Origin of the sequence: Arthrobacter sp. S41, assembly GCF_004320535.1 — a bacterium.
In the GTDB taxonomy this organism is placed as follows: Bacteria; Actinomycetota; Actinomycetes; order Actinomycetales; family Micrococcaceae; genus Glutamicibacter.
In genome coordinates, this window is the sequence record NZ_SIHY01000003.1 from 280500 (window position 1) to 292250 (window position 11751).

The window sequence follows — 11751 nt, forward strand, 5'->3', positions numbered from 1 at the left end:
TGGACCAAATTCTGGGAAGCAAAAGGCCATGGGATTAAGGTAGTTGGCGCATGCCTTGGTGTTGTGTGCTTGATACTCGTCATGGGTGATCTAGTAGGGAATCTTTTTCTCAATAATTTGGACCGTCAAGATATTAGGTGCAAAGTCGAGTACGCCTCGCCAGCCTCGGATGACCGTACCCACAGAACTTCCCGATACAGCAGTGACCACTACGTTATCGTGCACACCACCAACTGTGGCAGGGTCCTAATCGAGCGACTGCCCCAACGCTTTGCCACGCCTGAAGAGCTCGCTGCGTCCTTTGACCCTGGCAGCGAATGGATCTTTGGAGCCGATTGGTACTCGAGGAATGCTTCAATGAAATTTGGCCGCTCGGCAACTCTGAATACTTTCCGTCCAGTGGATTAGAGCCCCTGATTCTGCCCCTCTTCAGCTTGGTATCTACGAGGTGCACATACCCAGTCGCGGCCAATGCTGAACGGTCCCACCCGCCAAACAGAAAATGGCTGGTCTAGCAAAGTGCATTGGAATGACGCATCACCACAAGGTTTCTTTGCCGACGTTCAGCTTTAGTGCCATGTCTGCGTAGGTTGCGTAGACGGACTTATACCGGTCAAAGCATTCCAAGGCGTTGGCCACTGCGCGGATCTCAACTTCAGAGGTGTACTGTGTGGGCTTGCTACCCATTCTTTGAAAAGAAAATGGCACAAACCTGAGACGATTCAAAGGTGGAAGCACGAGCATATTACTCAGATAATTATCAGGTATATCGCCCTGTATGATTGACAGCTCTCCAGGTCCACGTCGAATTCGTTCCCGGCAAAATCAGACGAGATTCAATTTGTGACTTTTGGTTCGCAAAAACGAATCACCAAAGACCCGCAACAACTGCAAAGCCATGCAAGAAAGCAAGTTGACCTAGAACGAATGGCGAAGCGAACAAGCAAGCAAACACTGTTCCCGTGTTCAGCATTGCGATCGAAGTCTTCGCATCGTCATTTTTCGCTCTGTTCTCTATAACCCCTTTTCTTAACTGTTTATAGATCATAAATGCACCAATCGGTAATAAGATAAATGCATATGGGCCGATGTTAGCGCCTTGTCGACCTACATTTTCGAGCACAGTGTCAAACGGAATAAGTATCATTCCTGCGACACCAATAATTGAAGATATAATCGCGGATGCCAGCATGATTCTGGATACAAGGATTCCGTTTCTCTCAGATTCAGGTCCATTTAACTGGAGCTTCTTCTTCGTCGTTGGCGCATCCTCGTCGTTCATTGCTCAGTCATCCTGCTCTATCGTTTGTTCAATTACGAACCTAGCACCGTCGATATTGACGCTAACCATTTTTGTGTCGAAGCCATAGCTCCCCCATATTCGATCAACGAAAGAGGCTCTTCCGAATTCAGAGTGTAGATACCTAAACCCAACACCACAGCTCACAGGCATGTCATAAATCAATAAAAAGTCGAGGCCTTCACGAGAATGGAAGTTACCACACTAACGATTCTTGAAAGACCTCGACTGTGCACCATTCTATCTATTCCCCAGCGGATCTGACGACTTTCACCGGCCTCGACAGTCTAGGACTAACGGCTATCGCTCAACACATAACCTCAGCCAGGGCTGAGATTCTCTGCGAAGTCACCACCCCAAACCCATGGTGCCAATCCTGCGGAGCCCAAGGAATACCACGCGATACCGTCATCAGACGTATCGCGCACGCACCGTTCAGCTGGCGGCCCACCGCCCTAGCTATCCGTCACCGCAGGTACCGGTGCACGCAATGCCACCATGTCTGGCGTGAAGACCTCACCCAAGCTGTATCACCACGACAGAAAATCAGTAAAACTGGTTTGCGTTGGGCGCTCTATGGCCTGGTCAACCAACACCTTTCAATCTCACGGATTGCTGAAGGATTAGGCGTTTCGTGGAATACGGCCAATGACGCGGTGTTGGCCGAGGGTGAACGGTTACTGATCAATGATTCCACCCGCTTTGACGGGGTCAAAGTCCTTGGCGTTGACGAACACGTGTGGCGTCATACCCGCGACGGGGATAAATACGTAACGGTCATCGTGGACCTCACGCCCGTCATGGAAGACACCGGAGCATCCCGTTTATTAGACATGATTCCCGGCCGTTCCAAGGCCGTGTTTAAGACCTGGCTTGCTGAACGCGATGAAGCATGGAAAAACGGTATTGAAGTGGTCGCGATGGATGGTTTCACAGGCTTCAAAACCGCTGCCGCTGAAGTGCTACCTCAAGCCGTGGAAGTTTTGGATCCTTTTCATGTGGTCAAGCTCGGATCTGACGCGTTGGACCAGACAAGGCAGCGGGTTCAACGGGTGCAGCACGGTCATCGAGGGCGCAAAGATGATCCGCTGTATCAGTGCCGGCGGACCCTGACTACCGGGCTGTCATTGGCTACGGAGAAGCAGAAAGCCAAGGTTGAAGCGTTGTTCAAGAAACCTGAGTATGAGCCGGTTGAACTGGTGTGGAGTGTTTATCAGAAGATGGTTGATGCGTACCGGCAATCGAAACCAGAAGTCGGTCGGTGGGCTATGGGGCAGTTGATTGAGGAGATAGGAACGAAGGTGCCCAAGGGTTTGCCGGAGTTGAAGAAGGTCGGTGGAACTCTGCGGCGTAGGAAGAGCGATATTCTGGCGTATTTTGACCATGTTGGCTGTTCGAACGGTCCTACTGAGGCGTTGAATGGGCGGTTGGAGCATTTGCGGGGTATCGCTTTGGGGTTCCGAAATTTGACGCACTATGTCGCACGGTCATTGTTGGAGACCGGTGGATTTAGGAAGGTTTTACACCCTCATTTGTGAAGAGCCCGCAAAGTCCGCTACGCCCGAGGTCGGAGGGGAAAAGTCGTTCGCATTGAGCCATGGTCGATTGTGTTTACGGACCTGGATACCGGCAAGATCCTGGACATCGTGGACGGACGCCGCGGCGCAGCAGTGAAGAAGTGGTTGAAATCCAGGCCAAGGTATTGGCGTCAACGCGTCCAATACGTTGCTATCGACATGTCATCAGAGTTTCGTAAAGCGGTGCGAGAGAATCTGCCGAGGGCGAAGATCAGCGTGGATCATTTCCATGTGATCCAGCGTGCGAATCTGATGATTACTCAGGTGCGCCGACGCAGGTCCCACGAAGTCTTTGACCGTCGCGGCCGGGTGTCTGATCCGGCGTATAAGTATCGGAAATTATTGACCTGCAACCTGGAGAACCTATCCATCAAGCAAGTGGAACGGTTGAAGTTGATCCTGGAATCCGATCCTGAACTGGGTGTGATTTACGGGATTAAAGAACACGTCAGGCAGTTGTTGAATGCCACGGATGTCCATGAGTTCCAGGCCCGGTGGGCGGTGGTGGAGAAATCCGTGAAGGCCACGAAAATGGTGGAAGCGAAGTCCTTATTCCGCACGCTCACGGCTTGGCGAAGGGAACTGTTGGTGTTCGTGCGTACGAGGTTGACCAACGCTAGGAGTGAGGCGGCGAATCTGACGGCGAAGAACCTGAAACGTATTGGTCGAGGGTACCGGAATCATGATCATTACCGGGTGCGGATACTCTTGTATAGGGCGGGGCTACGGCCGTGCTGAGCATCCTGCGCCACGCTTAACTTTTAAGAGCCATTAAATTAGTTCGAGCAAATTTTCTCAAAATTATAATTGACGCGAAGAAAGCTTGATCCTTGTCCTCGTCGTATGGAATGGACATATCGTCGACACCTCCCCATCCTGCGCGAACAAGTCCGCCCACCTGCTTCTTTAGGCGCAGAACCTCAAGAGAATCAGATGTACCTTCTATCCCCTTTTTTAATGCTTTCAAAGATCTCGACCACTCGGGTTTATTGATCTCAAGTAATACACCAATAACCACCTCGAAGGCTTCATGTGACTTTTTATCTAAGTTCATTCCAAGTTCCAAGGTTCGCTAATTTCGACTAATTTTTTCTGATTGATGCGCCATTCTTTTCGTTCAGGGTGTCCATAAAGTCTAGGGATGTGTACTTGTCCACCGCCGCCTTCAAATAGTTCACCTGTCTTCGCATCCTTCTGTGGCGCCACCAAGCCGGTATATTTTGCGGCTCCCGCCTCCCAGCGACCTTCGAGACCAATATCTAGAGTATTACGGGGCAGTGGCTCTCCGTTGTCACCCGGCCAATGATACGGAACTGCTTTGCTATGACGTATCGTCAGCTCGTCCACCGGGCGGTCATGGGACCAGTACCCGCCGTATCTAAACCCTTTGGAGTCTCCTGCTCGGAACAGGGTCTCGCCCTGTTTCGTGTATCCCGATCGGTATAGCTTGCCCGTGAAATTTCTAGTCACGTCTTTACCTAATCATTTAGGTTTATACGCTGTCATACCACCTGGCAGCGCACCAGCAAGGGTTGTGCCGCCCAGTTCACTCAGACTAAAGTCGCCATCATTCTTAACCAGTTGTTCCACAGTGCTAGATGTTGCACCTTCAGCGGCGCCACTGCCGGCACCGATAGTCGCCCTAGCGCCTAGGTTCAATGTCTTTCCAGCCGTTTTTGTTGCAATGAAAGCCCCGGAGCCGGCACCCCAGCCCACCAGAGAGGGCACCGACAAGAGCGCCCTTTGCTGCCGTCTTCAAGTCAACTGAACCAGTGGTGAGCTCTTGGCTGGCAACGGACATGCCACCAGAAAGCGCCATCAATGCAAAAAGGGTAAAGGAGATGGTGACACCTTTTGCTTGCCACACGCCAACCCACCAGGAATAGAACGAAGCAGCCATTCGCGAGACCTTCGAGGCCAGTGATCGCATCCGCAATCTCCGTTCACTCATAGGTTACGGCTACGGCTAACGCCTCACTGGAAAACAGCACTTCGAACATACAGGCCACCGTGACCAGCCCTAATCAGCCAGCACGGTGATAATACTGCGTGCTTGGCGAAACCCTCTCAATTTTCATCGAATAGTTTCTGGCAAACCATCCAATTTCAAAGATCCACTCACTACCAGGCTCTAAGGAAGCAGCCACAGTTTCCTTGTTATCAAAATCGACGGCCCTACCTTCAAGAATGATCTCTCCGCAGTTCTTAGTTTGAACCTCCACAGAAGCGTTCAAAGCTCCCCCGCGCAGGCCTGCGCCACCAACTTTAGGTTCGGCAGAAACCACCTCGCACTTCCATTCCTGGCGATCTACCGTGTTGAGCCAAGGACCCATAATGATCAAACCGACCCAAAGCGCCAAGAACGGTAACACGATCAACGCTACAACCCAGCCTTTTGCCGCCCAAAAGGTGCGCAATCGCGTGCCGGCGGACGCAAACAATTTTAAAGCTCGTGAATAGTTAGACGGCATTGGTTCAGTCTCTTCATTTGTTAGTGGCGACCAATTACGGCTCCGGCGGAGCCATTAGCGAAGCCCTGCAGTGCTGAGTTCATGGCGCCAGTGGCGGAATCTTCTCCACTCATTCTAGTGTTGAGAACCGCTACGCCCGAGGAAGTGAAGCGATCAAATAGTTGTTCCGTGGCAAATCCGCCCCAATTAAACCTCAGCTCGTCTGCCCTATGGGTATTGCTCCGCGTTAGTGGGACCCGCCCCCCTGGCAACAACTGATCAGCTCGATGAGTTGGCATTCGAACAACCGGTTTCAAGCTATTAATACGACGGGTAACAGAGTTGCCCATAGCCGAAGAGAATTTACCAATTCCAACTGATCCCCCGGCCCCGAACCCGAAGCCGAGTCCCGCAGAGGCAACGTAATCCCCCCAACTGTGTTTTTCGCCGTCAGAAAGTGTGCTCAAGACATTGCTTGTCGCACCACCCCCACCGGCAGAAAGCGCAGAACGTGACGTGCCACTGCTCAACAACCTCTGGCCAACTTTATCCACTATCCGTGTTGACCCATTCCCCACCGCACTAACTGACGCTTTGGCTCCCTTAACCAATCCTCCGGCAAGTCCACCGGCGATGGCACCGCCTGCAGCTCCAATCCCCGCGTCTGCCCAGACTTTGTTACCGTCAATTTTTCCGGTCGTGGCCTGTTGAGAAATAAGCGATGCTCCTCCTGAAGTAAGTGCGCCTGAAGCAGCACCAATTAGCACTACACCGGCTGGTCCGCCAAAACCGGTGAACATGAGGGCCGCACCAGCAACTACCATAGCTGTTCCAGCGATGTAGGGATGCTTCTTGATCAAGTTACCGGTTCCACGCCAGGCATCCCCCAAGAAGCTGTCGCTGATCGCGTTGCCCACAGAAGCCGCACCGGATTTCACCTGGTTCCAGATGTTCTGACTCTGCTTGCCTTCGTTATACGACTTGAGCCCGTCAGCGCTCACCGGTGACAAACCCAGCGGGTCAATCTGATGTACCGGATCATTACCCGCATAAGAATAAGGATTCGAAGCCCAACCAGCCCCAGTCGTCGGCTCCAACGGATCAGTACTCAAGAACCCACGAGTCGACGGGTCATACAAACGAGCACCAAGCCAGTCCAGACCCTGAACATTCACCTGCCCATTACCCGTGAGCTGAACATGCTCCGGCAACCCAGGAATACCAGCGAAACCAGTGCCCATTCCGGCTCCGGATACTGTCGCACGGCCGGGTACGGTTTGCTGCGACCACGGAGTTGCAGGGTGTGAAGGGTGTTCACTGCGCCAGCCAGAAACAGATATCTGTCCGTCAACAATCGTGTTACCTGCCGGAGCGTGAGTCACCGACGACTGACCCACCGCAAGAAGCTGAGGGGTCGCTGTAGTGGTGTCCCACCACAAATCAGTACCATCAATTTGGGCGAGGTCACCCAGCGCATCAACCCACAACTCCTGCTTTGTGGTCTCTCCTGTACGTGCACCCGTCGCAGGATTCAAAGCTGTCGTGGTGATGTTTGCTAGTCGACCTGTTTCAGCCCACTCAAAGACGCGTTCCATCGAGTCAGAACGTTCGCTGATGCGACGGCCCAAGCCGTCGTAAACGTAGACGGCAGTTTCTTCAGATCCGTCAGCACTGGTTGTGGTCCGTGAGAGTAACTGGCTTGCAGCATCATAAACATACTCAGTAGTGGTACCGCCGTCAGTCTCACGGATCAATCGTCCGGCAGTGTCATACACCCACTCAGAACTCACCAAAGTTCCAGGCCCGCCGGCCACAGAATCCGTGACTACAACGGCTTCCTCTGAAAACTGCACCCCCTCGGAACCCGACAACGAATACGCACCAACCAGCTGATGCGCCCCATCAAAGGCGTAGCGCGCCTCGACGCCATCAGAACTTTGAACACCAGCGATACGTCCCAAATCATCACGAGAAATATTGGTGACTAGTGGATCCTGGCCATCGCCAGAGACCTCATGGCGGCTAATAGCACCGTAGGCGTACTCCCACGACTGAGTCACCGAGGGATGCGAAGCATCCTTCGGTTGTGCAGTAGCTGAAGTCAGCTCCCCCTCGTGGTTATAGGTGTAAACAATCTGACCGAAGACCGGATGTTCCACCAACGTCACGCGACCAACAATGTCATGACCATACGAGATACTCATGCCGGTCGGGTCAGTGACCGAAACGATCCGACCCTCATTGTCATAAACCCACGATGGGCCCTGACCGTCACGGGTATGTGAGAGAAGATTCCCTACACCGTCATAACGCAACACATGCTCAACAGGGAGCTTTTCGTCTTTGGTGTGATCAGTGATGGTGACGCAACGGCGGGAAGCATCACGCGCGTACTCAGCCAAAACACGAGTTGGGGTGCCTACTGTTTTCAGGTTGCCTGCGTTGTCGTACGTCCAGCGCAGCTCTTGCTCAACACCAGTTTCATCACCGGTGCGCTGCCAGATCAAACGACCAGCAGCATCATAACCGGCAGAGGTTTTGCGTCCTAGCGGATCAACCTGCGCGACCAGGCGTCCTGCAGCATCGTATTCTCGCGTGGCTATGTTACCCAGAGGGTCAATGGTTTTCACCAAGTTACCCGTCACGTCATACTCGTACTGCGTGACTCCACCAACACCATTAGCGACGGCCGTGAGCTGACCGGCAGCATCATATTGGAAACGTCGTGTACCGTGCAGCGGATCTTGCAACGCGGTGATACGACCGCAAGCGTCGTACTGGAAGCGCGCAGCACCCTGAGCAATCACGCGGCCTAGCCTGTCGTAATGGGTGCGTTCGCTCAGCCAACCATCTACAGCTTGCGGATCTTCACTACTGAAGTGACGGGCGATGACTAGAGAATTCTCGTTGTACTCCAAACGGACTTGAGCCCCGGAAGGATCAGTCATGAGGCTTGGACGTCCGGCAGCATCATGCTCATACCGGGACACTGCACCACTCGGAGAGGTCTCTTCAATCATGCGGCCAGCTAGGTCATAAGTGAACTTGGTCAGGTGTCCTTCACCGTCCAAGAATTCAACAACACGGCCAGCTAGGTCATAGACCATAACTTCTGCTGAACCATCGCTAGCAACGGACTTGACGGGACGTCCGTACTCGTCAAATTTGATGGTTTCTTTGCTGAACGCATCCGAAACAGTCAGCGTCTTAGACTTCTGATCATTGGAGGCTGATTCCCGCACACCGGTCGGATCTACGGTGGCCGTCAAATCCCCATTCACGCCGTACTCGTTACGCCACAATCCACCGAGCGGATCAGTGACTGAAGTTAACTGTGAGAGTAGGTCATGTTCGAAAGACCACTGTGCGCCGTTGGCGAGAGTAATCGCTTCTACATGTCCGAGATCATCGTAGGACTGCTTGGTGGCACGGCCCAGTGGATCAATCGTGGACACCAAATGGCCATGGACAGGATCGTATTCGTAGGCTGTTCGGCCACCGGTCGGATCAATGCTGGCACTGATCCGGGCATTGGTGCCGTATTCGTAGTGCCAGGTTCCACCTTCTGCATCGGTGAGGCGAATCAGGTTGCCCACAGCGTTGTAATCAAACGAGGTCACGGCCCCTGACGGGCTGATGGCACGAATGAGTCGTCCCGCGCCATCACGTTCAAAGGTGGCAGTGTTGCCGTACGCGTTGGTAACCGTGGCCAGGTCCCCAAACTCGTCATAACCCAAAGTGACGATAACACCTGTTGGGTCAACAACTCGGGTGAGCTTACCGTGGTCCCAGGTCATCTGGGAGCGTCCGCCCATGGGATCAACGATGACCGACGGGTTACGAGTCGGCCCGAAAGCAGAACCACTTTCAGCATCAGATTCAAAGTTCTGATCATCGTATTCAAACGCAGTGGTGCCCCCATTGCCAGCCACCACAGCGGTAATACGGTCAAAGTCATCGTAACCGTAGGTTAGTTCTGCACCCTCACGAGTTTTGGTGCGGATTCGGCGTCCACGGTCATCGTACAGATGACGGGTCACGCCACCGTCACGCTCAATAGAATTGAGCAAGTTGCCGTGATGGTCATATGCCATGCGTTGCTCTTGATCATTGCCATCGGTAATGCTGATCAATCGGCCTTGCTGATCTGAAACATAGGTGTTCGAACGTGAACCGTCCACGTCAGAGACGCTAGTGACCAGCCCCGGGAGGTACACGAAACGTGTGGTGCGACCAAACTCAGAGACCTGAGTGGTGACACGGTTTTTCTCGTCATAGGTGTTCTCTGCTTCAACAACGCCATGGGCATCAATGACCTTGTAAATTAGGCCAGCAGTATTCCACTCATAGCGCCGAGTACCAGCACCGGTAGCGGTCACAGCGGTGAGCTGGCCGGAGGTGTTGTATTCATAGGAAGAGGTGCGTCCGTCACTGGACACCACTCTGGCAACACGTTGCTCGGGCGCCTGCGGATCCTTGGACGCTACGCGCTCGATGCTGATCCAGCGACCAAATTCATGAACAAGACGGGATACGCGAGCGTTCTCATCGCGTTCCACGTCGATACGAGTACCTTCACCCTGGGTGCTATATAGCCAAAGTCCAGCGGTGTTGAATGCCCACTGTGCTGCCTCATTGGTGGAAACAATAAGACGTTCCGCGCCGTTGATGGTGTGCTTGGCTAGCCAGTAGCTGGCAGCGTTGGCGCGGCCCCAGCCTTCACCTTGGCGAGGGAAGAACAATTCGCGCCCGTCAGACATGACACAGGTAGCACCCTCGGAGTTCAGTACCAGCCGGACGTCCAGGACGCTGTCCCAACCTGGCCCAAACGAACCATTGGTTTCCGAGATGCTGTTGTACATGCGTTCAATACGCAGCGCCTGGGCAGCCCCAACAAAAGCTAAATCGAGCTCTGGCTCGATGAAGTTACCGTTGGCGGTATTGATTGGGTCTGAAGCATAACCCGTTGTGGTCTCGCCACCCTTAACTTGGGCGGCTGGAATTTTAAGGTCAGTGCGGCTGGCATTAACCCCGGCGTTCTTCAACGCGGCGAAGAGCGAAGCGTTAGAAACGGTGGCAACGCTACCTTCGCCGCCAGCTGCCTCGAAAGCATCGGCCACGGTACGTGCCCAGGTAACGTCGTTCTTATTTGCAGTCATCCAGTCATTGAAGGCGGTGATGACTCCGTCGGCATTCAGGGAGCCGAACTGGCATTGGCTGGCGAAGTTGGAAAGCTGTGAGCTCAGTGTTCCAGGAAGGCCGGACAACTCTTCGTTGAGGCCTGCCGAACCATTAGCGTAGGAACGAAGGTTTTCTGGGTTGCCGGAGGAAACACCATTGGAGGCGGTGGCAAGTTCCAGCGGACTCTGACGTGCCATGCCCTTTGATTCGATGGGTTTCGGTGGCGTCACCGGGCTTGATTCAGGCCCTGTCGGGGCGGGCCCCTCGAGGTGGAAGAACTCTTCAACTTTGCCTTGCCACGAATCTTTGTGTTCGTAGTATTCACGAGCGACTTGTCGTCGCTCGTTTTCTTCCTTCGCTTGGCTCGCCAGATGTTCGGCCGCTTCGGCCACCTGATCAAGTTGCGTAGCAAGCTCAGTACCGTCAGCTGATGCCGTTTCCGCATTAAAGGTGAAGCCATCGGCGAAGCCGCCTTTGAAATCCTGGCTACCCGTGGAGACGAAGGACTGCCTACCGGACTGCTGATCCCTCACACTTTGTGCCGCTGAACGGAATTTACCCGCAACTGTTTCAGCAGTACCGAAATTAAAGGTGAGATTTTCAGCTGCGTGCATCGTAGTACTCCTTGAAATCAGCTGCTGCGAACTATCGCGTCACAAGATGAGGTGGCTAAGCGTAACGAAGCCACCGGCGGCCTTAGTTACCAGCCGGTGGCTTCGATGCCGACGAAAGAAATTACTGGTTTCCACCAGCGGAGAAGATATCGTCCGAGATCTTGCCAAGCTGCAGGTTCAGCTCTTCAAGCTCAGCACGAGCCTTGTCCAAGGCGACCTTGGTTTCTGGCCAAGTGTCGGCACGGAACTGGGAAGCGAGATTGCCATCCCAGACGTTGGGATCAGAGAGGATACGGCCCTGTGAGTCCAAAGCATCGATCTGATCGGTAAAACCACCGGTGATGATGTTCTGCAACGCCGTGATGGCAGTTTTGGCCTGTTCGGTTGATAGAACGCGGGACATGAAATTCAGCTCCTAACAAGTTTCAATAACTAGGTTTCGGAAGGTCATGCCTAGTTAACACTGTGTTCATCTAGGCGTGGCAATCCGTGTTTATTCAACCAACTGGTCGACTGATTACAATCTAGCGCAGCATAACTAGTCACGCAATTCATCCAACACCTTGAGTTGCGTCGCTTTTTCGCCTCACAAGTGACACCCTCTAGTGTTTACGTGCGATACAGGGGAT

General features: G+C 53.3%; 9 protein-coding genes and 1 pseudogene. 2 read left to right on the plus strand and 8 right to left on the minus strand.

Annotation, left to right across the window (positions count from 1 at the left end; genetic code table 11):
* Window positions 1-537: 537 nt before the first annotated feature.
* A complete protein-coding gene (locus EYR88_RS16105; protein ID WP_165477399.1) occupies window positions 538-687 on the minus strand; it encodes a hypothetical protein in 150 nt (49 codons plus the stop codon).
* A gap of 181 nt (window positions 688-868) precedes the next feature.
* Window positions 869-1282 carry a hypothetical protein gene (locus EYR88_RS15310; protein ID WP_131090624.1) on the minus strand — a complete coding sequence of 138 codons (414 nt, stop codon included), beginning with the start codon at window positions 1280-1282 and terminating at the stop codon, window positions 869-871.
* A 248-nt stretch (window positions 1283-1530) separates the two neighbouring features.
* Here EYR88_RS15310 and EYR88_RS15315 point away from each other — a divergent pair, with 248 nt between their 5' ends.
* Window positions 1531-2838, plus strand: a complete 1308-nt coding sequence (locus tag EYR88_RS15315) for an ISL3 family transposase (protein WP_131090625.1) — start codon at window positions 1531-1533, stop codon at window positions 2836-2838.
* A 6-nt stretch (window positions 2839-2844) separates the two neighbouring features.
* A pseudogene (locus EYR88_RS15320) lies at window positions 2845-3615 on the plus strand (ISL3 family transposase); the annotation flags it as partial.
* A gap of 16 nt (window positions 3616-3631) precedes the next feature.
* Here EYR88_RS15320 and EYR88_RS15325 read toward each other — a convergent pair.
* The 6 genes from EYR88_RS15325 to EYR88_RS15350 all read right to left on the minus strand — a co-directional run bounded on the left by EYR88_RS15325 (window position 3632) and on the right by EYR88_RS15350 (window position 11525).
* Complete coding sequence (locus EYR88_RS15325) at window positions 3632-3931, minus strand: hypothetical protein (protein WP_131090626.1); 300 nt, start codon at window positions 3929-3931, stop codon at window positions 3632-3634.
* Window positions 3928-4224 (minus strand): hypothetical protein, encoded by a 297-nt coding sequence (locus EYR88_RS15330; RefSeq protein WP_131090627.1) that lies wholly within the window; start codon window positions 4222-4224, stop codon window positions 3928-3930. The genes EYR88_RS15325 and EYR88_RS15330 overlap by 4 nt, the downstream gene beginning before the upstream one ends.
* A gap of 295 nt (window positions 4225-4519) precedes the next feature.
* On the minus strand, window positions 4520-4777 hold the full coding sequence (locus EYR88_RS15335; protein ID WP_131090628.1) for a hypothetical protein: 258 nt from the start codon (window positions 4775-4777) through the stop codon (window positions 4520-4522).
* Window positions 4778-4901: 124 nt separating this feature from the next.
* On the minus strand, window positions 4902-5348 hold the full coding sequence (locus EYR88_RS15340) for a hypothetical protein (protein WP_131090629.1): 447 nt from the start codon (window positions 5346-5348) through the stop codon (window positions 4902-4904).
* A gap of 20 nt (window positions 5349-5368) precedes the next feature.
* A complete protein-coding gene (locus EYR88_RS15345) occupies window positions 5369-11122 on the minus strand; it encodes a DUF6531 domain-containing protein (protein ID WP_131090630.1) in 5754 nt (1917 codons plus the stop codon).
* Between the two features lie 121 nt (window positions 11123-11243).
* Window positions 11244-11525 (minus strand): pyrophosphorylase, encoded by a 282-nt coding sequence (locus EYR88_RS15350; RefSeq protein WP_131090631.1) that lies wholly within the window; start codon window positions 11523-11525, stop codon window positions 11244-11246.
* Window positions 11526-11751 lie beyond the last annotated feature (226 nt).